Annotated in this window: 22 protein-coding genes; 16 read left to right on the top strand and 6 right to left on the bottom strand. The window is 66.1% G+C overall.

Features of this window, described 5'->3' with window-relative positions:
- Positions 1 to 203: 203 nt before the first annotated feature.
- Positions 204 to 2,804: an MMPL family transporter gene (locus tag M2320_RS19455; protein ID WP_264598704.1), complete on the top strand. Its 2,601-nt coding sequence runs from the start codon at positions 204 to 206 to the stop codon at positions 2,802 to 2,804.
- Between the two features lies 1 nt (position 2,805).
- On the opposite strand, the gene M2320_RS19450 is transcribed toward M2320_RS19455, so the two are convergent.
- Complete coding sequence (locus tag M2320_RS19450; RefSeq protein WP_264598703.1) at positions 2,806 to 3,405, bottom strand: Uma2 family endonuclease; 600 nt, start codon at positions 3,403 to 3,405, stop codon at positions 2,806 to 2,808.
- Positions 3,406 to 3,473: 68 nt separating this feature from the next.
- Here M2320_RS19450 and mog point away from each other — a divergent pair, with 68 nt between their 5' ends.
- From mog to M2320_RS19425, 5 genes are all read left to right on the top strand, one after another.
- Complete coding sequence (mog, locus tag M2320_RS19445) at positions 3,474 to 4,004, top strand: molybdopterin adenylyltransferase (RefSeq protein ID WP_264598702.1); 531 nt, start codon at positions 3,474 to 3,476, stop codon at positions 4,002 to 4,004.
- A 190-nt stretch (positions 4,005 to 4,194) separates the two neighbouring features.
- Positions 4,195 to 6,714, top strand: a complete 2,520-nt coding sequence (locus M2320_RS19440; RefSeq protein ID WP_264598701.1) for a circularly permuted type 2 ATP-grasp protein — start codon at positions 4,195 to 4,197, stop codon at positions 6,712 to 6,714.
- A complete protein-coding gene (locus tag M2320_RS19435) occupies positions 6,711 to 7,607 on the top strand; it encodes a transglutaminase family protein (RefSeq protein ID WP_184428667.1) in 897 nt (298 codons plus the stop codon). Before M2320_RS19440 ends, M2320_RS19435 begins: the two co-directional genes overlap by 4 nt.
- A 120-nt stretch (positions 7,608 to 7,727) precedes the next feature.
- Entirely contained in the window at positions 7,728 to 8,645 is a 918-nt protein-coding gene (locus M2320_RS19430) for an NAD(P)/FAD-dependent oxidoreductase (protein WP_264598700.1), read from the top strand.
- A 218-nt stretch (positions 8,646 to 8,863) separates the two neighbouring features.
- The gene (locus M2320_RS19425; protein WP_264598699.1) at positions 8,864 to 11,380 is read left to right on the top strand and encodes an EAL domain-containing protein; all 2,517 of its coding nucleotides are present in this window, start codon (positions 8,864 to 8,866) and stop codon (positions 11,378 to 11,380) included.
- Positions 11,381 to 11,383: 3 nt separating this feature from the next.
- On the opposite strand, the gene M2320_RS19420 is transcribed toward M2320_RS19425, so the two are convergent.
- Positions 11,384 to 13,507 (bottom strand): 4Fe-4S binding protein, encoded by a 2,124-nt coding sequence (locus M2320_RS19420; protein WP_264598698.1) that lies wholly within the window; start codon positions 13,505 to 13,507, stop codon positions 11,384 to 11,386.
- Positions 13,508 to 13,708: 201 nt separating this feature from the next.
- Between M2320_RS19420 and M2320_RS19415 the strand changes: the two genes are divergently transcribed.
- Both M2320_RS19415 and M2320_RS19410 read left to right on the top strand, forming a co-directional pair.
- Positions 13,709 to 14,914: an FIST N-terminal domain-containing protein gene (locus M2320_RS19415; RefSeq protein WP_184428671.1), complete on the top strand. Its 1,206-nt coding sequence runs from the start codon at positions 13,709 to 13,711 to the stop codon at positions 14,912 to 14,914.
- A 2-nt stretch (positions 14,915 to 14,916) separates the two neighbouring features.
- Positions 14,917 to 16,245: a hybrid sensor histidine kinase/response regulator gene (locus M2320_RS19410; RefSeq protein ID WP_319801454.1), complete on the top strand. Its 1,329-nt coding sequence runs from the start codon at positions 14,917 to 14,919 to the stop codon at positions 16,243 to 16,245.
- Between the two features lie 104 nt (positions 16,246 to 16,349).
- Here the strand turns inward: M2320_RS19410 and M2320_RS19405 are convergent, their stop codons facing one another.
- Complete coding sequence (locus M2320_RS19405) at positions 16,350 to 16,631, bottom strand: hypothetical protein (RefSeq protein ID WP_264598697.1); 282 nt, start codon at positions 16,629 to 16,631, stop codon at positions 16,350 to 16,352.
- A gap of 212 nt (positions 16,632 to 16,843) precedes the next feature.
- Here M2320_RS19405 and M2320_RS19400 point away from each other — a divergent pair, with 212 nt between their 5' ends.
- From M2320_RS19400 to M2320_RS19380, 5 genes are all read left to right on the top strand, one after another.
- Positions 16,844 to 17,719: a manganese catalase family protein gene (locus M2320_RS19400; RefSeq protein ID WP_184428674.1), complete on the top strand. Its 876-nt coding sequence runs from the start codon at positions 16,844 to 16,846 to the stop codon at positions 17,717 to 17,719.
- 18 nt (positions 17,720 to 17,737) lie between these two features.
- Positions 17,738 to 18,229: a ferritin-like domain-containing protein gene (locus M2320_RS19395; protein ID WP_184428675.1), complete on the top strand. Its 492-nt coding sequence runs from the start codon at positions 17,738 to 17,740 to the stop codon at positions 18,227 to 18,229.
- Positions 18,230 to 18,286: 57 nt separating this feature from the next.
- Positions 18,287 to 19,519, top strand: coding sequence for a flavin monoamine oxidase family protein (locus M2320_RS19390; protein ID WP_264598696.1), 1,233 nt, complete (start codon positions 18,287 to 18,289; stop codon positions 19,517 to 19,519).
- A 63-nt stretch (positions 19,520 to 19,582) separates the two neighbouring features.
- Entirely contained in the window at positions 19,583 to 19,804 is a 222-nt protein-coding gene (locus M2320_RS19385) for a DUF3072 domain-containing protein (RefSeq protein ID WP_264598695.1), read from the top strand.
- Between the two features lie 182 nt (positions 19,805 to 19,986).
- Positions 19,987 to 20,466 (top strand): c-type cytochrome, encoded by a 480-nt coding sequence (locus M2320_RS19380; protein WP_264598694.1) that lies wholly within the window; start codon positions 19,987 to 19,989, stop codon positions 20,464 to 20,466.
- Between the two features lie 7 nt (positions 20,467 to 20,473).
- Here the strand turns inward: M2320_RS19380 and M2320_RS19375 are convergent, their stop codons facing one another.
- Positions 20,474 to 21,778, bottom strand: a complete 1,305-nt coding sequence (locus tag M2320_RS19375; RefSeq protein ID WP_264598693.1) for a glycosyltransferase — start codon at positions 21,776 to 21,778, stop codon at positions 20,474 to 20,476.
- Positions 21,779 to 21,911: 133 nt separating this feature from the next.
- On the opposite strand from M2320_RS19375, the gene M2320_RS19370 reads away from it, so the two are divergent.
- Positions 21,912 to 22,310 (top strand): dihydroneopterin aldolase, encoded by a 399-nt coding sequence (locus tag M2320_RS19370; protein ID WP_184428680.1) that lies wholly within the window; start codon positions 21,912 to 21,914, stop codon positions 22,308 to 22,310.
- Positions 22,307 to 23,062, top strand: a complete 756-nt coding sequence (locus M2320_RS19365; protein WP_264598692.1) for an SDR family NAD(P)-dependent oxidoreductase — start codon at positions 22,307 to 22,309, stop codon at positions 23,060 to 23,062. The genes M2320_RS19370 and M2320_RS19365 overlap by 4 nt, the downstream gene beginning before the upstream one ends.
- 136 nt (positions 23,063 to 23,198) lie before the next feature.
- On the opposite strand, the gene M2320_RS19360 is transcribed toward M2320_RS19365, so the two are convergent.
- Together M2320_RS19360 and M2320_RS19355 are read right to left on the bottom strand one after the other, a co-directional pair.
- Positions 23,199 to 24,095 carry a LysR family transcriptional regulator gene (locus M2320_RS19360; protein ID WP_184428682.1) on the bottom strand — a complete coding sequence of 299 codons (897 nt, stop codon included), beginning with the start codon at positions 24,093 to 24,095 and terminating at the stop codon, positions 23,199 to 23,201.
- Between the two features lie 31 nt (positions 24,096 to 24,126).
- On the bottom strand, positions 24,127 to 25,089 hold the full coding sequence (locus M2320_RS19355; protein WP_264598691.1) for an L-threonylcarbamoyladenylate synthase: 963 nt from the start codon (positions 25,087 to 25,089) through the stop codon (positions 24,127 to 24,129).
- Positions 25,090 to 25,196: 107 nt separating this feature from the next.
- Between M2320_RS19355 and M2320_RS19350 the strand changes: the two genes are divergently transcribed.
- Positions 25,197 to 25,937, top strand: a complete 741-nt coding sequence (locus M2320_RS19350) for an enoyl-CoA hydratase (RefSeq protein WP_264598690.1) — start codon at positions 25,197 to 25,199, stop codon at positions 25,935 to 25,937.
- Positions 25,938 to 25,940 lie beyond the last annotated feature (3 nt).

The raw sequence follows: 25,940 nt of genomic DNA, 5'->3' as shown, positions 1-25,940 counted from the left end.
CGACACGGGTTGCTTGCCATGCGCGGCGCTTTTGAGACAGCGCCGCCTGAAGAAAGTTCAGGCCAAGCCATAGGCTCACCCCAGTTTTGCCGCAAGCAAAAACCGGCCCAATCGGGGGACAAAGGCGGGAAAACGCCGCGACATGGTTTTCTTTCCTAAAGAAATATCGCAGGTTAGGCGGGAATGACTCGAAACGCCCGTTCATGAACTCGCCTTCTTCCGCCCCCCAGCCCCCGGCTGAAGCCATCCGTCTCGTCGCGCGGCTGGTCGCCTTCTGCGCCCGGCGCAAGTGGATCACCCTGCTGGTTTCGCTGGCGCTCGCTGTTGCGGCGAGCTGGTATGCGGCTGGGCATTTCGCCATGTCCACCGATCTCAACACGCTGATCTCGCCGGATTTGCCCTGGCGCAAACGCGAGATGGCGCTGAGCAAGGCGTTTCCGCAGCGGCAGGACACTCTGCTCGCCGTGCTCGACGCGCCGAGCCCCGAACACGCCAATGCGGCGGCGCGCGGGCTGCAGGCCGCGCTGCAGGCGCAACCCGCGCATTTCTCCGACGTGCGCTCGCTGGAAACTTCCGAGTTTTTCGCCCGCCAGGGGCTGCTCTATCTGTCGACGACGGATGTCTCGGCGCGCATGGCGCAATTGATCGACGCCCAGCCGTTCCTGGGCGCTCTGGCGCGCGACCCCAGCCTGCGCGGCCTCGCCGGCGCGCTGGCGCTGATGGCGCAGCCGCCGGCTGAAACGGCGCAATCCACGGCGGAGCTGGCCAAGCCGCTCGCCTCGGTCGCCGAGGCTTTGCAGGCGTCGCGGGCCGGCAAGGCCAGCGAATTCTCCTGGTCGGCGCTGTTTTCGGGCGCGCCGCCCAGCATCCAGGACAAAAGGCGGTTCCTGCAGGTCAGCCCGAAACTCGACTATTCCGAACTGGAGCCGGGCGCCGCCGCCAGCGACGCCTTGCGCGCCACCGCGCGGAATTTGGAGCTGACGCCCGAGCATGGCTATCGCCTGCGGCTGACCGGCGATGTCGCCATGCAGGACGAGGAATTCGGCACGCTGGCCGAGGGCGCCGCACTCAACAACGGGCTGATGGTCGCCGCCGTGCTGCTGATCCTGTGGCGCGCTTTGCGCTGGGGGCGGCTGATTTTCGCCGTCATGGCCAATATGGTCGTCGGCCTGGCGCTGACCGCCGCCGCAGGCCTCGCCATGGTCGGGGTGCTCAACCCCATTTCGGTCGCCTTCGCCGTGCTGTTCGTCGGCATTGGCGTCGATTTCGGCATTCAGTTCGCCGTGCGCTACCGCGAGGAGCGCTTCCAGCATCTTGGCCTGGACAAGGCCATCGACAAGGCGGGCGCCGGCGCGAGCCTGCCGCTGTCGCTGGCCGCCGCCGCCACCGCCGCGGGCTTCTTCTCCTTCATGCCCACCGCCTATCGCGGCGTCTCCGAACTCGGCCTGATCGCCGGGGTCGGCATGATCCTGGCCTTCTGTTCCTCGGTGACGCTGTTGCCCGCCTTGCTGGCGATTTTAAAACCGCCAGCGGAAACGGCGCCCGTGGGCTACGCCTTTCTCGCCCCGATCGACCGCTTTCAGACCGGCCATCGCAAGCTGATCATTTCGGTGGCGGTCGGCCTCGCGCTTCTGGGCGCGCCGCTGTTGGCCCAGGTGCGCTTCGACAGCAACCCGCTGAACCTGCGCAGCGCCAAGGTCGAATCCGTCTCGACCCTGCTGGAACTAGCCGGCGACCCGCGCAACGCGCCCAATTCCATCGAGATCCTGACGCCCAATCTCGCGGAGGCCGAGGCGCTGGCGCAAAAGCTGCGCGCCCTGCCGGAAGTGGACACGGTGTCGACGCTGTCGAGCTTCGTCCCCGAGGACCAGCAGACCAAACTCGCGGCTATTTCGGATGCGCGCGACCTGCTGGCGTCGAGCCTGTCGATCAAACCCATTCCGGCGCCCGGCGATTCCGAGGATGTCGAGGCCTTGCGGCAGGCGGCGCAAAAACTGGCGCTGGCGCCCGGCCTGGAGACGATGGCGCGGGCGCTGGGCGATCTCGCGGCTTCGCCGCCGGAGGCGCGCGACCGGGCGCGCCGCGACGTGATCACGCCCATGCTGGCCCTGCTCGCCGATTTGAAGACATCGCTGAACGCGACGGCCATTGCCGTCGAGGATTTGCCCGACGAGTTTTCGCGCGACTGGATCGCCCGGGACGGGCGGGCCCGCGTCGAAGCCTGGGCGCGCGGCGACCGCAACGATTTCGACAATCTGCGCAAATTTTCGGCGGCGGTGCGCGCCATCGCGCCGGACTCGGCGGGCGCGGCGGTGTCGATCCTGGAGTCCGGCGACACCGTGATCAAAGCTTTCGCGCAGGCGGGGGCGCTGGCGCTGGTTTCGATCACGCTGCTGCTGTGGCTGGCGCTGCGGCGCTTCGGCGATGTGGCGCTGACGCTGGCGCCGCTGCTGCTCGCCGGCGTCTATACGATGGAAATCTGCGTCCTGATCGATTTGAAGCTGAACTTCGCCAATATCATCGCCCTGCCCTTGCTGCTGGGGCTCGGCGTCGCCTTCAAGATTTACTATGTGATGGCCTGGCGCGCCGGGGCGGCGGAATTGCTGCAAACCAGCCTGACCCGGGCGATTTTCTTCTCGGCCATGACCACGGCGACCGCCTTCGGCAGTCTGTATCTGTCGAACCATCCGGGCACGTCGAGCATGGGCGAGCTGTTGGCGCTGTCGCTGGCGACGACGCTGTGCGCCGCGGTGTTTTTTCAGCCGGCGCTGATGGGGCCGCCGCGGAAGCCGGCGGGCGGATAGGTCAAGAGGCCGCGTCGTCCGCGACGAGACGCGGCGCCGAGGGGAATTTGACCCCGTCGAAAATCGCCGCCATGGGCAGGCTGATCTGCAAAGCGGGGAGGTCGATGACGGCGTCCATGCCGCGCACGCGCTCTTCACGCCATTGCGCCGCATTTTCTCGCCGCCAGACCAGCGTGAGCGGCTCGTTGGGCTCGACCAGAACGATCGTCTCCACGCTCGCCAGCGCCTTGTATTCGTCGAGTTTTTTGAACGTGTCGAAATCGCGTGTGCTGGGCGAGAGCACTTCGACGATGAGTTTCGGCAGCGCGGCCGTGGTTGCCTCGGGATCGCGCGCGCCGCAATCGACGCCGACATCGGGCCGACGGATCTGTCCGGGCCGCGTTTCGACCGCGCCGTCGCCGGTAAAGGGCCGGCAGGGACCGCCCCTCAGGCGCGTGCGCAGTTCGGCGACCAGGTTCACGACGATGTCGTCATGAACATTCTTGGCGCCGGCCATCATCCTGAGCGGAAATCCGTCGACCAGCTCGTAGCGGTCGGCCTGCTTCTCCTGCCAGGCGAAAAATTCCTGGACGGTCCATTTGCGGTGGAGGGGCTCGGCCATCACTTGTTTCCTCGGTCCGGCGGCAGGATACTCTTCCGAAACTGACGAGTCACGAACCAGGACACAGCATGCCGCCTGCCAAAATCGGCGTTCTCACCATTTCCGACCGCGCCAGCGCCGGGGTTTACGAGGATATTTCCGGACCGGCCATCCGCGACTGGATTTCGCGCGCCTTGAGCGTGCCCTTTGAACTCGACATGCGCGTCATTCCCGACGGTTTCGAAAGCGTGCGCGACGCCCTGATCGACATGGCCGACAATGCCGGCTGCTGCCTTGTGCTGACGACCGGCGGCACCGGGCCGGCGCCGCGCGACCTCACGCCGGAAGCCACGCTCGCCGCCTGCCAGCGCGAATTGCCGGGGTTCGGCGAGCTGATGCGGGCCAAAAGCCTGGAGCAGACGCCGACCGCCATCCTGTCGCGGCAGACCGCCGCCCATCGCGGGGCCTGTCTGGTCATAAACCTGCCGGGCAGCCCGCGCTCCATCGATCTGTGCCTGTCCGCCGTGTTCCCGGCTGTGCCCTATTGCGTGGAGCTGATCGGCGGGGCGTGGCTCGACACCCATCCGGAAGTGGTCAAAACCGTGCGACCGAAGAAGTAGGGCGCGCGGCGATGGCGTAACGAATTGCGCGCCGGCGTCTCGCCTCCCGCGTCAAGCGGAGCGCGCAATGCGATCCAGTCCCCCTCCCGGCTGTTGCTGCATTGCATCACTTGCTGAAATCTGGGGTTCAAAAGGGTTTTTTTCCTTCACAACTTGCGTCAGACTGCGCGCCGTTTCTTCCGGGGTGGGAATGGCAGGCCAAGCGACCGAAAAATCCTCCAGCGCCAAAGCGCGGCGGCTGGTGGAGATGACCGCGGCCTATCGGCCGTTCGAAGGGTCGCCCGATGAGTTCATCGGCGCGGACGACCGTCCGCGCGGCCATTGGCTCGAATTCTTCGACAAAATGGCCGGGCTCGGCGCCGCCGACATCGCTCGCCGATTCGAAACCATCGAGCGCAGCATCCGCGAACAGGGCGTGTCCTACCGCGCCTATGGCGAAACCACGGAGCGCATCTGGCCGCTGAGCCATATGCCGCTCCTGATTTCGGAAAAGGACTGGGCCGTCATCGAGGCCGGCGTCACCCAGCGGGCGGAAATTTTCGACGCCCTGCTCGCCGACCTCTATGGCAAGGGCGATCTGGTCCGAAACGGGTTTTTGCCCGCCGCCGCCGTCACCGGCAGCTCCGACTTTTTGCATCCCATGGTCGGGGTGAAGCCGCGCGGCGGGCGCTGGCTCAACCTTTACGCCGCCGATCTCGGGCGCGGCCCCGATGGGCAATGGTGGGTGCTTTCGGATCGCGTCCAGGCCCCGTCCGGCCTCGGCTATGCGCTGGAAAACCGTCTCAACCTGACCCGGGCCTTCCAGGCGATCTATCGCGACATGAACGTGCGGCGGCTCGCGCCGTTCTTCCAGGCGTTTCGCGGCGGTCTGGCGGCGCTCGCCTCGCGCTCGGACCCGCGCATCTGCCTCTACACGCCCGGCCCCTATTCCGAGACCTATTACGAACAGGCCTATCTCGCGCGCTATCTGGGCTTCGTGCTGGTGGAGGGCGCCGATCTCGTCGCCCGCGACGGGCTCGCCCATGTCCGCACCATCGCCGGCCTCAAGCGCGCCGATGTGATCTGGCGGCGCATCGACGCCGATTTCGCCGATCCGCTCGAACTGAAAAGCGGCTCGCATCTCGGCGTGCCCGGCTTGGTCGAGACCATTCGCCAGGGCAATGTCGCCGTGGCCAATGCGCTGGGCTCGGGCGTTGCGGAAACCCCGGCTTTGCTCGGCTTCATCCCCGCGCTGGCCGGCCGGCTGCTCGGCGAAAAACTGCTGCTGCCCAATATCGCCACCTGGTGGTGCGGGCAGGCGCGCGAGCGCGAGCATGTGCTGTCGCGCCTGCAGGACATGGCGATCGCCCCCGCCTTCGGCGCGGAGCCGACGCGCTCCTTCCTCGGCGGCTCCGTGGTCGGCGGCGAACTCACCCCCGGGCAGCGCGAGCGGCTGGCGGAGGCGATCCGCGCGCGCGGCGCCGATTATGTCGGCCAGGAGGTGGCGAGCCTGTCGACCACGCCGACCTGGGTCGGCTCGAAACTGGAGCCGCGCCCCTTCGTGCTGCGCGTGTTCGCCGCGCTCGATTCCGATGGCAAGTACCATGTCATGCCTGGCGGCTTCTGCCGCATTTCCGACCGGCTCGACTCCCGCGCCGTCGCCATGGGCGCGGGCGTGCAGACCACCGATGTCTGGATCGTCGCCAACAAGCCGGTGGAGCAGACCACTCTGCTGCCGCAGACGGAAAATGTCTCGATCCGCCGCATCATGGGCAATCTGCCCAGCCGCGCCGCCGACAATCTGTTCTGGCTCGGCCGCTATCTCGAACGCGCCGAGGCGACGCTGCGACTGATCCGCTGCCTGGGCAAGCGCGTCATCGAGAACGAGGATTTGACCGCCGAAGGCGCCGCCACCGTGGCGCGGCTGCGCAAATTGCTCACCGATTGGGGCTCGGTTCCGGCCAAGCCGAAGATCGCGCTGACGCCGCAAGGGTTCTTGAACACGTCGATGTTCAATGTCGACGAATTCGGCTCGGCGGTGTCGCTGGCGCAGAATGCGCAGCGCACGGCGGCGGTGATCCGCGAGCGCCTGTCCGCCGACACCTGGCGGATCATCGTCGAACTGCTGCAGGGCCTGCAGAATTGCCGGCCGCCGCTCGACGAGGCCGAGCTGCTGGAGGAAGTGGATATCGCGCTCCAGGCCATCGCCAGCATTTCCGGGCTGGCGCAGGAGAACATGAACCGCGTCGCCGGCTGGCGCTTTCTGGAAATGGGCCGCCGGCTGGAGCGCGCCGTCAACACCTGCCGCTTCATCCGCATTTTCGGCATGGAACAGGCGCGCAGCGCCGATTTCGACGTGCTCCTCGACCTCATCGATTCCCAGATCACCTATCGCTCGCGCTATCTGATCGGCGTCGCCCCCTATCCGGTGCGCGACATTTCCCTGCTCGACCCCTTCAATCCCCGCTCCGTGGCCTTCCAGGTCGAGCGCCTCGCCGAGCACATCGCCACTTTGCCGCTGCTGCGCCAGGACGGCATGATGGAGGAGCCGAACCGCATCGCCGTCCATGTCGACGCGGACCTGCGCACCACCAAGGCGGCGGAAGTGACCAGCGAATTCGTGCTGTCGGTGGAGCGGCGGCTGATGGCGCTCGCCGACGCCATTGGCGCGCGCTATTTCCTGCAGGGCGCGAATGCGGCGCAGGCCGAGAAACAGGTGGGACTCGCGTGATCTACGACATCCGCCACATCACCACCTACGCCTATCAATCGCCGGTGGCCTTTTCGCTGTGCGCGCTGCGGCTGCGCCCGACCAGCCGCGCCGGGCAAAAGGTTTTGTCGGTGGCGGTGGAGCTCGATCCGCCCGCCGCACAGCGCACGTCAAGGTCCTGCTTCTTCGGCAATTCCTTCGAGATCGTCCGCATCGACGACGAGCATCGCGCTCTCAAAGTGTCGGCGACGGCGCGGATCGCCGTGGCGCGGCCGGAGCCGCCCGCGGTCACCCCGCCCTGGGAGGAGGTGCGCCAGCAGGCGTTCGGCGTCCATGATCTGGGGTCGCAATCGCCCGCCCATTTCATCTATGCCAGCCGCACCGTGTCGCTCGACGAGCCCGTGGTCGCCTATGCGCGCGACAGTTTTCCCCCCGGGTGCGAAATCCTGGCCGGCGCCCGCGACCTGATGCGGCGCATCTGGGAGGATTTTGATTACGACCCCAAGGCGACCCTGGTTTCGACCCCGCTCGGCGAAGCTTTTATGAAGAAAAAAGGGGTGTGCCAGGATTTCGCCCATATCATGATCGCCGGCCTGCGCGGCCTCGGTCTGCCCGCGCGCTATGTCAGCGGCTACTTGCGCACCGTGCCGCCGCCGGGAAAAGAACGGCTGGAGGGCGCCGACGCCACCCATGCCTGGGTTTCTGTCTGGTGCGGGCCGTTCGACGGCTGGGTCGGCCTCGACCCCACCAACAATATTCTGGTTGGCGACGACCATATCATCCTGGCGGAAGGCCGGGATTACGCGGATGTGGCGCCGATCGAGGGCGTGATCCTGTCAACCGGCGGGCAGGACGTGTCCGTGGCGGTGGACGTGATCCCGGTGGCGACGGAAAGCGCGCCGCCGACGTTCTAGCTTCAAACATGAGCCCTCATCCCGAGGAGCGCCTGCAGGGCGCGCCTCGAAGGACGAGGGCGGTCCCCGGTTCTTGGCGCCCGCAGGCCGTCGCGCGCGTTGTGCGTCCGGGAGGACGCCATGCTCGACTGTCTGGTGATCGGCGGCGGCCCGGCAGGACTGACGGCCGGGCTGTATCTCGCGCGTTTTCAGCGAAAATTTCTCGTGGTCGACGCGGGCGCGCCGCGCGCCGCGGCGATTCCGAAAACCCACAATATGCCGGCCTTTCCCGATGGCGTGACCGGGCCGGACCTGCTCCGCCTGCAGCGCGAGGCGCTGTTGCGCTATGGACCCAAGAGCCTTGTGCGGGGCCAAGTCGAGGCGCTGACGCGCTGCGAGGACGGTTTTGCTGCGAAGATCGCCGGCGCGGATCAATTCGAGACCCGGGCGAAACGGGTGCTGCTCGCCACCGGCGCACAGGATGTGGAGCTTGGCCTGCCCGACCAGAAGGATGCGGTGCGGCGCGGCCTGGTGCGCTACTGCCCGATCTGCGACGGTTTTGAAGCCAAGGACAAGAAAATCGGCGTGATCGGTTTTGGCGCGCGGGGCTTGAACGAGGCGCTGTTCATCGCCCGGACCTATGGCGCGGATGTGTCCTTGCTCACGCTGGGACGCCCGCTCGACCTCACCCAGGGCGAGCAGGAGCGCTGCCACCGGTGGGGCGTCAAAATCTTCCGCGCGCCGGTGCGTTCGCTGCGGGTCGAGGGCGACCGCGTCGCGGCGATCAACTTCGGCGCCTTCGGCGAGGTCGTCTTCGACGCGCTCTATTCGGCCCTGGGCCTGGAGCCGCGGGCCGAACTGGCGAAAACGCTCGGCGCCGCCCATGACCACTGCGGCGCGGTGAAGGTGGACGCGCGCCAGCAGACCAGCGTGCGCGGTCTCTATGCGGCGGGCGGCGTGGTCGAGGGTCTCGACCAGGTCGTGGTCGCCATGGGCCAGGCCGCCACCGCCGCAACCCACATCCACAACCATTGCGAGGAGGGGATCGACGAAGTTTGAGCGCCAGATGCGCATTCGGCGGAGTCCGCGCATGCTCCAGTTCTTTGGTTTTGGCGCATTTTCTTCGCGCGAACCGGCATCCGCTCCACGCGACAACGCTCTCGGGGAAACAACCCCATGTATTCCATCCGCAATTCTACAATCAGGGATTGTTAAACTGTTTCTGATGAATTCGAGCGCGCGGAACGCGTCATGCGCCCGGAGTCTCGTTGGGTGAAATGACTTCTGTCGATCTCTTCAAATACTGCAGCGCCGCCCGCCGCGCGCAGCCGCCCCGCCCCCCCGGCGCAGGCAAGGCGCGCGCGGCCAGTCCCGGCCTGGTGCGGCGGATGGCCCTGCCCGCGCTGGTGATCGCGATCCTGGCGCTGGTGGCGACGGCGAGCCTGCACACCCTGTCGATCCTGCGCGTCTTCATCGCCTGCGAGAGCGTCTGGTCGAAATCGCAAAAAAACGCCTTCAACGAGCTCAACCAATATCTGCATCTCGGCGACGAGGAGAATTTCCAGAGGTTTCGTGCGGCCGTTGCGGAGAATTTCGAACACAATCACGGACGCCAGGCGCTGGAACAGCCCGAGCCGGATCGCGCCGCCGCCGCCGCGCATTTCCTGAAGGTCGGCGTTCATCCCGACGACATCGCCGGGTTGATGTTCATCTACATCAACTTTCACGATTACAGCCACTTTCGCGAAGCCACGGCGATCTGGCGCGAGTCCGACGCCATGCTGGCGGAGCTGGTCGCGCTCGGCGAGACCATCCGCGCCCGCATTGCGCGCGGCGACCGGCCGGCGAGCGACAAGGCGTTGCGCGCCTATCTCCGCGACTTCGACGCCACCTTCCAGGCCAAGGCGCTGCGCTTCTCGCAGGCGCTGAGCGAGGGGACGCGCGAGGTGACGCGGCAGCTGACCATCGCCAATATCGCCCTGGCCTTCGCGCTGACGGCGCTGGTGGTCTGGCGCATGCGCGCCCTGTTCCGGCGCAGCGGCCGGTTCGAGGACGCCCTGCGCGACGAGAAGGAGCAGGCGCAGGTCACGCTGCAGGCGATCGCCGATGGCGTGATCCGCGTCGACGCCGACGCTTGCATCGAATATGTCAATCCCGCCGCCGAGCGTCTGCTGGGCCTGCGGGCCGCCGACGTCCTGGGCCGGACCATCGCGTCGGTGGTCACCATCGTCGATCAGCTCACCAACGAGACCTGCGAGCGCTCCCTCGAGGCCCTGCTCAGGGGGGAGCCGCAGGACGATTCCACCCGCGAACTCGCGCTGGTGACGGCGGCGGGGACCACACCGATTTCGGTTCACGGCGAACCCCTGATCACCGGCGGCGGCGTTTTCGGCGCGGTGCTCGTGCTGCGCGATATGCGGCGCGAGCGCGACCTGATCGCCCGCCTCAAATGGCAGGCGAGCCACGACGAACTGACCGGGCTCGCCAACCGGCGGGAGCTCGACCGCAGGCTCCGCCAGACGGCGGCGGATGGCGGCGACGGCGAGGATGCGCTCGCCCTGCTCGATCTCGACCAGTTCAAGCTGGTCAACGACACCTGCGGCCACGCCGCCGGCGACCAGCTGCTGCGCGAGGTCGCGACGCTGCTGAAACTGGAGCTGGGCGAGGCCGGCCTGCCCGTGCGCCTCGGCGGCGACGAATTCGCCGCCCATCTCACCGGCTGCGACGTCGTGCGCGCCATGGCGATCGCGGAGAAATTGCGCGAGGCGATCCAGGACTTCACCTTCGTCTGGGAGGGACGCCCGTTCAAGATCACCGCCAGCATCGGCCTCGTCGCCCATATCGGCGCGACCTCCAATGCGGCCGAGGTTTTTCGCGCCGCCGACGTGGCCTGCTACATGGCCAAGGACAAGGGCCGCAACCGCGTGGAGCTGCACGAGGCCAGCGGCGCCGAAATTCTGCGCCGGGTCAGCGAAATGGGCTGGGTGCACAAGATCCGCGACGCCCTCGACAAGGGACGGCTGCGTCTCTACGCCCAGCCGATCGCCGCGCTGCAAGCCGATGCGGCGGACGGACATTGCGAATTGCTGGTGCGCATGCGCGACGAGCAGGGCAAGCTGGTGCCGCCCGGCAGCTTCATTCCGGCCGCCGAACGCTATGGCCTGATGCCGGCGATCGATCGCTGGGTGGTCAACGCCGCCTTCAGCAATCTCGCCGAAATCGCTTCGCCCGGCGCGCCGATCCGCTGCGCCATCAATCTGTCGGGGCAGAGTCTCGACGATCCCACCTTCATCGACTTCGTCGGGTCCCAGTTCCTGGCCTATCCGATATCCCCCTCGGCGATCACCTTCGAGATCACCGAAACCACCGCCATCGCCAGTCTCGAGGAGGCGACCCGCTTCATCGAAACGGTTCGGGCGATCGGCTGCAAGTTTTCGCTCGACGATTTCGGCGCGGGCATGAGCTCGTTCGGCTATTTGAAGCGCCTGCCCGTCGATTATCTCAAGATCGACGGCGGTTTCGTGAAGGATATTTTGGTCGATCCCATCGACCACGCCATGGTCGACATGATCGCGCGCATGGCCAAGAAACTCGGCAAGAAGACCATCGCCGAATTTGCCGAGAGCGACGCGATCATCGGCGCGCTGCGCGACCTGGGCATCGATTACGCGCAGGGCTATGCGGTCGGCGCGCCCAAGCCGGTCTGCAAGCGGCTCGGGCGAGACCATCTGATCTGCCGCGCGACCAGCTGTGCGGCGCTCAACGGCGACAAGGCGTTCGCTCGTTGCGCGTAAAGCTCATTGCGCGGGCTCCAGTTGTTTTCGCCTGGCGTCGCGCGCCTTTTTCGCCGCCAGCACCTCCGGCACGCATTGCTTGGGATCGTCATGGATGACGACGCAATCCATGCACTGGAAACATTCGGAATAGACCACCTCGCCGCCGCGTTCGATGGCGCCATAGCGGCATTTGACCCGGCACATCTGGCAGGGCGAGCCGCATTCCTTGCGGCGCGGAATCCAGTTCCAGCGCCTGACAAAACTCAGCGCGGAAAAGCTGGCGCCCAGCGGGCACAGGTAGCGGCAGAAGAATTTGTAATGGAACATGCCGAGGAGCAGCAGCGCGACGGCATAGAGCACGAAGGGCGCGGAGCGCATGAAGATCAGCGTGATCGAGGTTTTGAAGGGCTCGATTTCCGCGACCTTTTCCGCTTGCGAGGAGAAGAAGACGGCGGTGACCAGAATGACGGCCAGCACCAGGAATTTCGGCAGACGCGCCAGCCGTTCATAGCGCTGCGGCAATGAAAACTGCCGCAGTTTTGTCACGCGCGCGATTTCGCCGAAAAACTCCTGCAAGGCGCCGAACGGACACAACCAGCCGCAAAAGGTTCCGCGCCCCCAGATGAACAGGCCGACCAGACCGAACAAGGTCACCATCAGCGTCGGCGGGTCCCACAGGAAGAACTGGAACGTCCCCTCCCCCCGGATCGCCTTGATCAGGCCGAACAGCCAAACGATGGAGAGCTGCGCCTGGGCGATCCAGCCAATGAAAATCAAGGTGAAAGCCAGGAACGACAGCCGGAAGATTTTGAACGCGCGCGGCGAACGGACCAGCAGTTTTTGCCGCGCCAGCGCGAAGGCCAAAACCACGAGGCCGCCGGCCAGAATGGAAATGTCGCGCGCCCGGCTGGCCCAGATCGAGCCGAGGCCCAGGCCCTTGTCCTCCGGCGGCAGGTCGAACAGGTTTTGCGGCAGGCTATAAGCCAGGTTGAAATCCCGCGAAAACTTTTCGGGATAGACGATGCCTTTTTCGCGGATGACCCGGATCGAAAATTGCGAGGGCGTCGCCGGATCAAACGCCGCTTCCGGCGCGATGCGCATCACTGCGGCGTCTGCGTTTGAAAATTGCGGAAGGTCGAGCCGGTCGCGCCAGACGAAATCGCGCCAGGCGACGGGCGCGCCGCCCTGGGCGAGCCCGATCAGGTCGGGGGTGGCGCCGGGCACGAAATTCTCCGGCATAAAAGTCCAGCGGCCCGCCGAAATCACCATCATGGCCGGGGCGCCGTCGAGCTGGTCCATCAGCTTGCGCCAATTGGCCTCGCCGAGCAGATTGCGTCCGATGATGGGGACGTCCACCTCGGCGATGTAAAGGTCGGCAAAGGCCTCGTCAGGCGCTTTCAACGCCTCTTCGTCGAGCCTTTCGCCCTCGGTTCCCTGAAAGGCGGCCTCGACCTGGGCATTGCTGAGGCTGAGGCGCCGGATATAGCCGCGCGCCAGCAATTGCTCAAACGTCAGCGGCGCGAAAATCTCGTCCTTGATCCGGGCGACGCGGTTGGGATCGCGTCCTTTGGAAAAGCCGAGCTTTTCGCGCGCCACCTGCAAGGCCGAATTGACGATGGTCTCGTTGATGATGCGCACGGAGGCCGTGGCCTTGGACACGCCGTCGATTTCCGCCGCCACGCCGTCACGGTTCCTCGCGGCGACCCGCCCGGGCGGGACGATCTTGATCGACTGATTGAGGGACAGGCCCTCGTATTGCTTGACGAAATCGTTCAGCGGCTCCGGTCCGAGCCCATCGACGAACACCGGCTCGTGCTGCGACAGGACACGTACGCTGAGCAGAGCGCCATTGGGCCGCAGGGCGATGGCGAGGTTCACCGGCGTCCCGGAAAAGCCCGGGATCGGCTGGAAATCCTCGGATTCGAACAAATAGGCGACGAGCACGTCGTCGTTGTAGCTCTGCTTGTAGATCGGCCAGACCGGCAGGACGGGATCGCGATCCTGGACAATGAAGGGTTTGGGAAACAGGGCTTCGACGCCGGCGCGGTCGAGGGTTCCCGCCAAGGCCGCGCTTGCCCAGCCCAGCAGAAGCAGCACGACAAAGCCCAGATGCGCGGACAGCCAGCGCCCGCGCCTTTTCCTCATTGGCATTCCCACCCTCGCCCGCGCATTTTGCGCTGTTGTTTGCCCGCCCCGCGACCACGAAGTTCAGGCCGGCGAAGGTTGTGCGAGGCGGAAAACATCGCCTATAGTACTTTCTCACAATTGCGCGCGGACCCGCCCGCAACGGCGGAAAAAAGGGTCCGAAGACGCAAAAAATCCGCCTTCGGGCGGGGGGAGCGTCGGTTGGGAGTGAGGGAAGTGGTGGATCGCGCCGAAGGCGTGGTGATCGCCTCGAGCAGCGCGGTCGGCGCCGAACAGGCGGCCCGCGAGATCGCCGCGCAGATCGTCGCGCAATTGCGGCCCGGGGAGACGCCGCCCGAGGCGCTCGCCGGCCTGGTCTGCTTCGTCTGCGCGCGTTACGACGCCGCTGAATTCGCCGCCGCGATCGATCGCGCGCTGCCCGGCGTCGAAATCTACGGCTGCACCACCGCGGGCGAACTCGCGCCCGAGGGCTGGACCTCCAACACCATTGTGGCGCTGGGCTTTTTGCGCCGCGATTTTACGCTCGCCGCCCAGCTGGTCGAGGACCTGTCGCATTTCTCCGTCGAGGCCGGCCGCGCCGCCTTCACCGAGACGCGCGACGCCCTGATCGCCAGCGACCCGCGCATCGAGCCGGAAAACTGTTTTGGCCTGCTGCTGATCGACGGCCTGTGCCGGCGCGAGGAAGCGGTGATTTCGGCGCTTTATTCCGCGCTCGACGACATTCCCGTGGTCGGCGGCTCCGCCGGCGACTCCTTGAGTTTTGATAAGACCTTCATGATCGCCGGCGGGAAGGTGCACAGCGACGCGGCGCTGTTGCTGCTGTTCCACACCGACCTGCCGTTCGCGCCGTTCAAATGCGATTATTTCGAGCCGACGCAGAACAAGATGGTGGTGACGGACGCCGACACCGAGGCCCGGATCGTGCGCGAACTCAACGCCGAGCCGGCCGCAACCGAATATGCCCGGGCCGTCGGGGTGATGGAGAGCAAGCTCGAACCCTCCTCCTTCGCCTCGCATCCGGTGCTGGTGGGCGTGGGCGGCCAGTATTACGCCCGCTCCATCCAAAAGGTGAATCCGGACGGCTCCTTGTCGTTCTTCTGCGCCATCGACGAGGGGCTGGTGCTGACGGTCGCCCGGCCGCGCGACCCCTATGAGAGCACGCTGGCGACGTTTGAGAGCATGGAGGAGCAGATCGGCCCGGTGTCGCTCTATATCGGGTTCGACTGTGTGCTGCGCCGGCTCGACGCCGAGCGCCGCCAGATTTCGCGCCGCCTCTCCGAACTCTACCGCGCCAGAAAAGTGATTGGCTTCAACACCTATGGAGAACAGTTCCGCTCCATGCACGTCAATCAGACTTTTACGGGAATCGCCCTCGGCCATCGGGGCCGGGAGGACGTGGCGGAATGAACATGAACCTGCACGGTCGCGAAAGTGTCGAGGAGCTGCAAAGGCGCATCGCCAAGCTGGAGAAGATCAACAGCGCCCTGATGTCGCGGGTCGAGCGCTCCGTCGACAGCCAGTTCAACGCTTTCTCCCTGTTTGAAACCGCCATTTCGCTCGACCATCAGGTGCGCCGCCGCACCGCGGAACTATCGCAGGCGATGCGCTCCCTGGAAAAGGCCAAGCGTCAGGCCGAAGCCGCCTCCTCGCTGAAAACCACTTTTGTTACCTCGGTCGGCCACGATCTGTTGCAGCCGTTGAACGCGGCGCGGCTCGCCTTGTCGGCGCTGGGCGAACTCCCGGCCGCGCCCGAAGCCAGCGTGCTGGTCGAGCAGGTCGACCGCAGCCTTGTCGCTCTGGAAGATTTGATCCGCACCCTGCTCGATCTGTCGAAACTCGACGCCGGCGTGATGAAGCCCGAGCTGCGCGATTTCGAGCTGAACGAGGTGCTGGAGCCCCTTGCGCGCGATTTCGCCTATTTCGCGCAGAAGCGCGGGCTGAAGCTGAAAATATTCCCCTCCAAACTCTATGTGCGCTCCGATCCGTCGATGCTGCGGCGCATCCTGCAAAACCTGCTCGCCAACGCTCTGCGCTATACCGCCCATGGCGGCGTGCTGGTGGGCGCGCGGCGGCGCGGCGACCGGGTGATGGTGCAGGTCTCCGACACCGGCCCCGGCATTCCCGAGGCCAAGCGCGAGGCGATTTTCCAGGAATTCAAGCGCGCCCACAGCGACATTCCCGGCGAAACCGGGTTTGGCCTGGGGCTCGCCATCGTCCGCCGCTTCGCCCAGGCGCTCGACCATCCGATCCGGCTCGCCTCGAACATCGGCCGCGGCTCCACTTTTTGCGTGCGATTGCCGAGCGCGGCGCCGGTTCCCAAAAATCTGCCGGCCCCGCCGCCGTTGATGCGGCTGTTCCACTCTCCCGTGGCCGGCGCAAAAATCCTGTTGATCGAGAACGAACCCTCGGTGAGCGAGGCCATGGTGGCGCTTTTGGAGCGCTGGGGCTGCGACATTGCGGTGGCGACCTCCGGCGACGAGGCGCTGGAGCGGCTGCGCGCCCTGCCGACGGCGCCGCATATCGTCATCGCCGACCTGCATCTCAACAATGACGAGCGCGGCACCCAAGCGATCGCCCGGGTCCGCGCCGCGCTGGGCTCTGACGTTCCGGCGCTGATCGTCACCGCCGACCATTCCACCAAATCGGAGGACGAGGTGCGCGCGGCGGGGCTGGAAATGCTGCGCAAGCCGGTGCGTCCCGCGGAAATGCGCTCGCTTCTCTCGTTTCTGCTGACGTAAGTTAGAGCATTTTCGAGCGAAGTGGATGCCGGTTCGCGTGAAGAAAATGCGGTCAAACAAGAATCTAGAGCCCGTTCGGTGAACGAGAGTTCACCGAACGGGCTCTAGGGCAGCGGGGTCAAGGGCGCGCCGAATTCGGCGATGCCCGCCTTGATCCGCGCCAGCCAATTCCCCGACGCGGCGTCGGGAGCGCTGGGGCGGTCCTCGCCGGCCAGGCGCTGCGCCGCGAGCCTGAAAATCTTGCTGTTGCGGCGCGAACCGATGCGCCGGCCGACCTCGGCCAGGCGGAGCGCCTCTTCGCGCGCGCCGGCGCCGTGCCGCGCCACCAGGTCTTGCGCGACATTGTCGATTTCGGCGGGAGAGATGCTGGGAAACCACGAGTTCATGACAAGCCCAATCCTGGCAGGCGCGATTCGGCTGAAGACATAGCATCGACGCGCCCGGCTCATAACCCATCATCTCTGCGAGACATCGAAACGAGGGGAAGCCGCGCCGCGCAAGGCACAAGCTAAATCCCTGTACAAATTTACGTTTTTCCGGAACAGGGCGCAGCCGCGACGGTTCTTCCGCAAGCTGTCCTATGCGGGAGACGACACAGATGTTCATCCATAACAAGAAGCTGCAATACACGGTTCGGGTGGCCCGCCCGAATCCGGTGCTCGCCAGCTTCATGCTCGAACAATTCGGCGGCCCGCAGGGCGAGTTGGCCGCCGCCATGCGCTATTTCACCCAAGCCCTCGGCGAGGTCGATCCCGGGCGCAAAGACATGCTGATGGACATCGCCACGGAGGAGCTGAGCCATCTCGAAATCATCGGCAGCATCGTCGCCATGCTCAACAAGGGCTCGAAGGGCAAGCTCGCCGAAGGCGCTGAGGAGCAGGCCGACCTCTACCGCTCGCTGTCGCAAGGATGTTCGGTGCAGACCGAGGCCCTGCTCTATGGCGGCGGCCCCTCGCTGACCAATTCGGCGGGCGTCCCGTGGAGCGCGGCTTACATCGATTCCATCGGCGACCCCACCGCCGACCTGCGCTCCAACATCGCCGCGGAAAGCCGGGCGAAGATCGTCTATGAGCGGCTGATCAACGTCACCGACGACGCCGACGTCAAGGACGCGCTCGGCTTCCTGATGACCCGCGAGATCGCCCACCAGAAAAGTTTTGAAAAGGCGCTCTACGCCATCCACGACAATTTCCCGCCGGGAAAACTGCAGGGCAAGCCGGAATTCGCCAATCTCTATGTCCACGCCTCCCACGGCAATGGCGAGACGCGCGGCCCCTGGAACAGCGGCGAGGACTGGCGCCGCCTGGACGATGTCGAAAGCGCTTTGCCCCTCGACGGCGGCAATGGCGAGGCGGAAGTCCAGCTCAGCTCGGAAGAGGACCGCTTCATCACAGCGTTTTCCGAGCGCACCCGCTCCGATCCGGATTCGCAGCCGACCACCGGCGCGAACCTCGGCTCAAATGGCCGTCACTGAAAGAGAAGGAGTTTTTCCATGCCACATGAAGCCTTACGCAATCTGTTCATCGCCGGACTGAGCAACGCCCACGCCATGGAGGCGCAGGCCGAGCAATTGCTCAAGCGCCAGATCGAGCGCCTCGACGATTTCCCGGACATCAAGATGCGCCTTCAAGAGCATCTCGACGAAACCTACACGCAACAGCGGCGCATCGACGCGATCCTGGAAAATTATGGCGAGTCCTCTTCCACGCTGAAGGACACGGCCATGTCGCTGTTCGGCAATATGGCGGCGGTGGCGCACATGCCGGCGGAAGACGAAGTCCTCAAAAATTCCTTCGCCAGCTTCGCCTTCGAAAACTACGAGACGGCGGCTTACAAATCTCTGATCTCCATCGCGGAGGCCCTGGGCGAAACCGGCGCCATCGGACCGCTGCGGCAATCCTGCGAGGAGGAGGAGGCCATGGCGGGCTGGCTGTCGAGCCAACTCGATTCCGTGACGCGGCGGTTCATCCAGAAAGCTGCGTAATCCCCGACTTCCAACGGCCTCCCGGCGGCGCTATCCTGCGCCGCCGGGAGTTTTTGCGTGAGCGCTGATTTCGATCTCGTCATTATTGGAGCCGGCGCGGCGGGGGGTGGCGCCGCGCGGCGTCTGGCCGGCGAAAAACTTTCGGTGCTGGCGCTGGAAGCCGCGCCGCGCGTGGGCGGGCGCATGTTCACCACGCGGATCGGCGGCTTGAACCTCGATTTCGGCGCGGAATGGCTGCACTCCGCCCAGCGCAATCCCTGGACGGAGCTCGCCGGGCGCCTCGGCTTCGCGCTCGACCGGCGCCGCGCCAACTGGTGGATGCAATATAAAAACCTCGGCTTTTCCGTTGAAGACCAAGAGGCGGCGGGCGCCGCTTATGCCGCCTGGAGCGAGGCGCTCGCCGGGGCGCCGGAGGATTGCGCGGCGAAAGCCCTGAGCGAAACCGAATGGAGCGCCTATATCCGCGCCGTCGCCAGCTATGTCAGCGGCGCCGAACTCGAAAACATGTCGGCGCGCGATTATGCCGCCTATGACGAGGCCTCGACGTCAGACAATTGGCGGGTCTTCGAAGGGTTTGGCGCGCTGGCCGCCGCCGCCTGGCCGGAAAAAATTCCGCTGCGGCTCGCGACGCCCATCACGTCGGTGACGCTTCCCCCGGGCGGCGTGGCGCTCTCCACCCGCGCCGGCAAAATTTTCGCGCGCGCCGTCATCTGCACCGTCTCGACCGACGTGCTGGCCGGCGAGTCGATCCGCTGGCCGCGTGAACTCAGGCCCTGGCGCGAGGCTGCCGCCGATCTGCCGCTCGGGCGCAACGAAAAGCTGTTTTTCGAAATCCGCGACGACCGCTTTTTCGAGCCCGACACCCATCTGATCGGCGATCCCCGCGACCCCGCGACCGCCGCTTTCGACATCAGACCGTTCGGCCAGCCGGTGATCGAATGTTTTCTCGGCGGCGCCGGCGCCTTGGCGATGGAGCGCGACGGCTCCGCCAGCGCTTTTTCTACCGCGCTGGACGCGCTCGCGCGCCTGTTCGGCGCGGAGGTCCGCCGCGCCCTGCGGCCGCTCGCCGCCACCCATTGGGGCCGCGACCCGCGCATCGGCGGCGCCTACAGCTATGCGCTGCCCGGCCACGCCGCCGCTCGACACTGCCTCGCGCGACCTTTTGAAGACCGGGTGTTCTTTGCCGGCGAAGCGACAGATCCCCAGGATTTCACCGCCGCCCACGGCGCCTACGCCAGCGGCGGACGCGCGGCGGAGGAAGCGATTGCGGCGCTGGCGCGCCGGCGTTGAACCGCCGGCGCTGAACCGCTTGTCCCATCGGGCGTTGACTGGCGAGCGCAGGATGGAGCCGCCATGGCCGACAAAAATCCCAAGATCACGCCCAACGACAATGCCGAAAAAGCCCCGGATGACTGGGTGTCCGGCGACGACCCGATGACCGGCGCGCAGGCGTCCTATCTGAAGACCTTGTCGGAGGAATGCCACGCGCCCGACGCCTTCGATGCAAAACTCAGCAAGGCGGAGGCGTCCAAGCGCATCGACGCCCTAAAGGCGAAGCGCGACAAGCGGACTTGACCCCAAAATCGCCGAACAAAAGGGAATAGGACTTATTGAGAGTGGGAAAAGCCGCGCTCGCGGTGGTTTAATTGTTCCGTGTCATTTCCCGTCGCTCGGTCTTGCCCAATATTCGGGGACGATGGGATCACCAAGAGCTTGACGCCAGTCAGGCCGCAAGATTCTAGCGGAGCAAACAGGCCATGAACGGCAAAATTCTCACCCTTTCCGCGGCTCTTATCCTCGGCGGCGGCGCCGGGGCGCTGGCGCAGACCGGCGCCGCGCCGCCCGCTCCCGCCGCGTCCGCTCCCGCCGCGTCCGCTCCGGCTGCGGCCGCGCCCATCGTGGGCGATCCCGCCGCTGGCGAAAAGGTTTTCCGCGTTTGCCGTCAATGCCACCACATCGGCCGCGGCGCGACCAATTTTTATGGACCGGTGCTCAACGGCCTGATCGGCCGGCCCGCGGGTTCGGTGCCCGGCTATAATTATTCCGAAGCCAACAAGACCTCGGGAAAGGTCTGGGACGTGCCGACGCTGACCTCCTATCTGCGCCAGCCCCAGCATGACGTGCCGAAGACCTACATGACCTTCGCCGGCATCAAGAGCGACAAGGAAATCGCCGACGTCATCGCCTATATCGGCCAGTACGATCGCTCCGGCGCCAAGAAGGGCGACCCGCAATAATCCGGCTTCAGTTCCGCGAAGAGGGCGCCGCCGCTTCCGGCGGCGTTTTCTTTTGCCGGACCAGCCGCGCAATGACCTCGGCCGCAGCGCCGGCGCCGTCCTCCGCGCCGATCCGCGCCGCCATCTCGCCAGCCCGCAGCGCGTAATCCGGCTTTTCCAGCAGATGCCGCAACGCCGCGACCGCGCGCTGCGTCGAAAATTTGGCCCGCGGCAGAACCCGCGCCACGCCCAGCCGCGCGACCCGCGCGGCATTGTCGGGCTGGTCGGCGAAAAACGGCGCGATCAATTGCGGTTTTCCCGCGCGCAGGGCCTGGACCGAGGTGCCGGCGCCGCCATGATGCAGGATCGCCGCGGCGCGGGCGAAAACCTGGGAATGCGGCGCATAACCCCAGATCAGCAAGTCGTCGCCCTCAGGCGCGCCGATGGCGCGGGCGTCGTCGCGCCCGGCGATCACCAGCGCCCGCCGCCCCAGCGCCCGCGCCGCCGCGACGCCGTCGCGCAGGATGTCGGCGCCGCCAAGCGCGGCGAAACTGCCGAGCGTCAGTACGACCGGAGGCGACCCGCCGTCGAGAAAAGCTTCGACCTCCGGCGCCAGTTTTTGTGCCGCGCCGCCATCGTGGAACGTGGCGCCCAGCCCCAGCGAATTTTTGGGGGCCGTCATCAGCAGCGGCGAGAACAACCCGAGCACGTCGAGGGCGTCGCCCGGATCGAGGAAGGGCAGATCGCGCGCCGGCGGCAGGCCCATGGCGGCGCGCAGGCGGCGGGCGCGCCGGGTGAACGGACGGAAGGCGAGGCGCAGCGAGGACGCCAGCGAGCGGTTCCACATCTGGCCGAGCTTTCCAGGCGCGCGCACAAAAGGCGCGGTTCCCAGAACGGGCGGATCCTCCGGCTGCAACAGCAGGGTCGGCGACAGCAGCACGTGGACGTAAGGGATTCCAAAACTTTCGGCCGCGAGTTGCGCCGCATAGGCGATATGGTGGCAAACCACCAGATCGGCGCCGGCGACCACCGGCATGAGATCGCGCACGCTTTCGGCGAGAAAATCCTGGGAAAACCGGACGACGGCGAGATCGTCGGTGAGCAGCTCCTTGACGAAGGCGTCGGCGCTCACGCCCATCACGCGCAGCGCGTCGCCCTCGTCGGGGCCGATCGCCGAAAAACGCAGTCCCTCGCGCTCGAACAGCGGGCGATAATGGCCGCTGGTCGCGGCGACAACCTCGAACCCACGATTTTGCAGCGCCTTCCCGAGTGCGATGAAGGGATGAATGTCTCCGTGTGAACCGAGGGTCGCCAGAACAATTTTTGCGGTCATGGCCCCTATGAACCATCGGGCGCCGCTAGGGGCAAGTCCAATTGCTTGCGCCCGTTCACGCGAACCAGCGAGCACTTCGCTTGAAAACGCGGGGGTCCACGGCTTAAGAAGGCGCGCGAAGGATAGGGACATCATGAAGGATTTTTTCAACGGCGAAGACCATATCGTTCTGGCGCTCGACGATGTCAGCGTGAACGTGTCCTGCGGCCTGCATCCCTGGGAGCGCCATCCCGAGCGCCCGACGCGGCTGATCATCTCCGTGCGTCTGTTCGCGCCGCTCACCACCGCGCGCGCCGAGCAGATGAAGATCATCGACTATGACAAGGTGCGCAACCGCATCCTGGCGCTGGAGAAGGACGGCCACATTGACCTCTTGGAAACCGTGGCCGACCGGGTGGTCGACGCCTGTTTCGGCGACAAGCGCGTCGTCGCCTGCCAGGTCTGCGTGCGCAAGCCCGACATCTACAACGAGACGCGCGCGGCGGGCATCAACCTGTTCCGCACCCGCGAACGCTGGAGCCCGCCGGCTTGACGGCCGCGAGGGCCGCCCTCATCACCGGCGCCTCCAGTCGGCTGGCGGCGCCGCTGGCGCGGTTTTTCGCCGGGCGCGGCTACGCCCTGCTGCTGCACCAGCGCCGCCCGCGCAAAAATGTTGCGGCGCTCGCCGAGGAATTGCGCGGCCAGGGCTCGACCGTCGAGGTCATGACCTTTGACTTCGCCGAGCGCGCCAATATCGACGCTTTTTGCGCGGGCATGACAAAACCGTTCGGCGTCCCCGAGGCGATCGTCAACAACGCCTCGAATTTTGTTCATGATTTTCCCGGCGCCGGCAACGCCGACCTTTTGGCCGAAAGTTTTCTCGTCCACATGCTCGCGCCGTTCATGATTATGGAGACGGCCTGCAAGGACAAGCGCGCGGAACAAAAACTCAGCGTCTTCAACATCCTCGACCAAAAACTGCTCAATCTCAATCCGGACTATTATTCTTACACGCTGGGCAAATCCGGCCTGATGACGATGACGGAAATCTGGGCGCGCGCCGGACGTGACGACGTGCGCGCCTTCGGCCTTCTGCCCGGCCTGATGTTCCCCTCGGGGCCGCAGAGCGACGAGCGATTTGTTGCGGATTCCGCCAAAATCCCCACGGGCCGCGCCCTGCCGCCGGAAAACCTTTGCGCGCTCATCGGCTTTTTGCTGGACCATCCCGACATGCCCGGGGCGCTGTTCCCGCTCGACGGCGGCGAACACCTTTTGGGACGGCGCCGGGACGTGGCCTTCGAGTAGCGAGACGGCTGCTTCGCTGCCTCCTCACCATGGGGGATTTTCTCTATATAGAATAAATGATGAGCCCTCACCCTGAGGAGCCCGCCATGGCGGGCGTCTCGAAGGGCGGGGGCGGCCCACGGGTTTTTCAGCGGTGCTATTCGCCCTTGTCGCCGTTGAGCAGGTTCTTGCGTTTGCTCAGCGCCGCGCCGGCATGGTCCATGAAGGCGCGCACGCGCGCGGCATGGCGCAGGTCGGGATGGGTCAGCAGCCACAGGTCGGCGCCGCGCCCGTTCATCGGTTCATCGATGCAGACGATTTCGGGATGCTGGTCGCCGACGAAGCGCGGCAGGAAACCGACGCCCAGGCCCTCGCCAATGCAGCGGGCGAGGCCGACCACCGTGTTGACGCGCATGGCGATGCGATGCCGCGGGATGCTCTTCTCGATCCAGTCCAAAACCTCGACGCCGCCGAAATGCTCGTTGAAGCTGATATAGGCGAGATCCTCGGAATTGGGATCGAAACCCGGCTTGTGCAAAGATTTCGCAATGTAGCGTCCCCACACCGAGGCGCCGATGCGCCGGCCGACCAGCGTTTCCGGAGGCGCATAGGTCGACCGCACGGCAATGTCGGCGTCCCGCCGCGACAGATTCAACGGCTGGTTCATCACCAGCACATCCAGATGAATGTCGGGGTAGGACTTGCGAAAACTGGTGAGAACCGGCGCGAGCAGATAGCTGAACAGCGCATCATTGGTGGTGACGCGCAGCAGACCCGACGGCTTTTCGTCGCGGCCGGCGATGCGGCGCTCGAAATCGGTGACGTCGCGACCCATGCGCTCGGCGAGCGCGATCATTTCCTGCCCGGCGGCGGTGGCGGCATAGCCGTTGCGCGAGCGTTCGAACAATTTCGCGCCGATCGCCGCCTCGAGCGCGCCAAGGCGGCGGAACACAGTGGAATGGTTGAGGTTCAGGGCAGCCGCCGCCCCGACGAGGGAGCCGGACTCGGCTATCCCCCGCACAAGGCGGAAGTCATCCCAAGAAATCTGGTTCATTGCCGCGAGCGTAAGGAATTTTGGGCGGTTTTCAAGGGCGCGGCGCCGCAGCGCGGGCGAGACGGTCGTTGATCGCCTCGCCGAGCCCCTGGGCGGGAATGGGGGCCACCGCAATGCGGGTCGCGCCGGCGGCGTCGAGCCTTCGTAAGGCGCTGAAGAGATTGGCCGCGGCCTCCTCGAGATCGCCCGAAGGCGAGAGGTCGAGGGCGCCGGAGAGCTGCCCGGCGAAGTCGAGGCCGGTCTCGCCGGGCTCCAGCGCGCGGGCGTTGAGGCGCACGCTGGCGCCCGGCGCATAGTGCGAAGCGAGCAGGCCGGGCGCCAGCGGCTGCGAATCACTGGGGTCGGCGCCGGCGAGCGCGCTCCCCAACACCGCCTCGATTTCGGCGCGGGCGACGCCGCCGGGACGCAGCAGGCGCGGCCTGTCGTCGAGCAGCGCGACAATGGTCGATTCGACGCCGACCGCGCAGGCGCCGCCGTCCAGCACCGCATCGATGCGGGCGTCGAGATCGGCGAGCACATGGTCCGCATTGGCCGGGCTGACATGGCCGGAGCGATTCGCCGATGGCGCGGCGATGGGGCGCCCGGCCGCAGCGATCAGGTCGCGCGCGATTTTAGGGGCCGGCATGCGCAGACCGATGCTTGGCAGGCCCGCGCGGGCGAGATCGCAAACGCTCGCGGTTTCGGCCAGCGGCACAACGAGCGTCAGCGGCCCCGGCCAAAATTTTTGCGCCAGCTTTTCCGCCAGCGGCGAAAAAACACCTTCGCGCCGCGCCTGCTCAATACTGGCGACATGGGCGATCAGCGGGTTGAAGCGCGGGCGTCCCTTGGCCTCGTAAATGCCGGCGACGGCGCGGGAATTGGTGGCGTCGGCGCCGAGGCCATAGACGGTTTCGGTGGGGAAGGCGACGAGCCCGCCCTCCCGCAGAATGCGGGCCGCCTGCGCTTCGCCCGCCGCATCGGCTGGAAGGCGCAGCGTCGTTCGCGCGTGTGTCATGCGTGATCCATTGACTGATCGGCGAGCTTGGTTCATATCTAAACCAAAATCCGGCGACAAGACGTGCATAAACACTCTGCCGGGCTGCTGGCAAGCGGGGGAGGCCCATGGATATTGAAACGACCGTCGCCGACGGCGTGATGGAATTCACATTGAACCGGCCGGCGAAGAAGAACGCGCTGACCGAGGCCATGTATCTGGCCATGCTCGAGGGTTTTGCGAAGGCCGAGGCGGACGACGGCATCGGCGCCGTCCTGATCCGGGCGAAAGGCGATGTGTTTTCCGCCGGCAATGACATCGGCGATTTCGTCGCCGCCGTGCAAAAAGGCCAGGGGCTGGCGGCGGCGGATTTCGTCCGCAAACTCGCGAGCTTTCCCAAGCCGCTGGTGGCCGCGGTCAATGGTCTGGCGGTGGGCGTGGGCTGCACGCTGCTGCTGCATTGCGACCTTGTCTTCGCCAGCGACGCCGCGCGCTTTTCCCTGCCCTTCGTCGATCTCGGCCTGCCGCCGGAAGCGGGCTCGTCGCTGCTGCTGCCGCGTCGCATCGGCCTGGCGCGGGCCAGCGCCATGCTGCTGCTCGCCGAACCCATGGACGCGCGCGAGGCGAAGGAGGCCGGCCTGGTCAATGGCGTCGTCGCCGACGACGAACTGGCGGGCGTCGCCCGCGAAAAGGCGCGCCGGCTGGCGTCGAAGCCCCGGGCGGCGCTGATGGACTCGCGACGGCTGCTGCGCGGCGACTCCTCCGAGATTTCCGCGCGCATGGAGGAGGAATTCAAAGCCTTCCTCGCCGCGCTGCATTCGCCCCAGACCCAGGCCGTGTTCGCCGCCTTCCTCGGCAAAAACAAATAGGAT

It is taken from the genome of Rhodoblastus acidophilus (assembly GCF_025961575.1).
GTDB lineage: Bacteria > Pseudomonadota > Alphaproteobacteria > Rhizobiales > Beijerinckiaceae > Rhodoblastus > Rhodoblastus acidophilus_C.
This window is presented reverse-complemented; position numbering and strand designations above follow the sequence as displayed.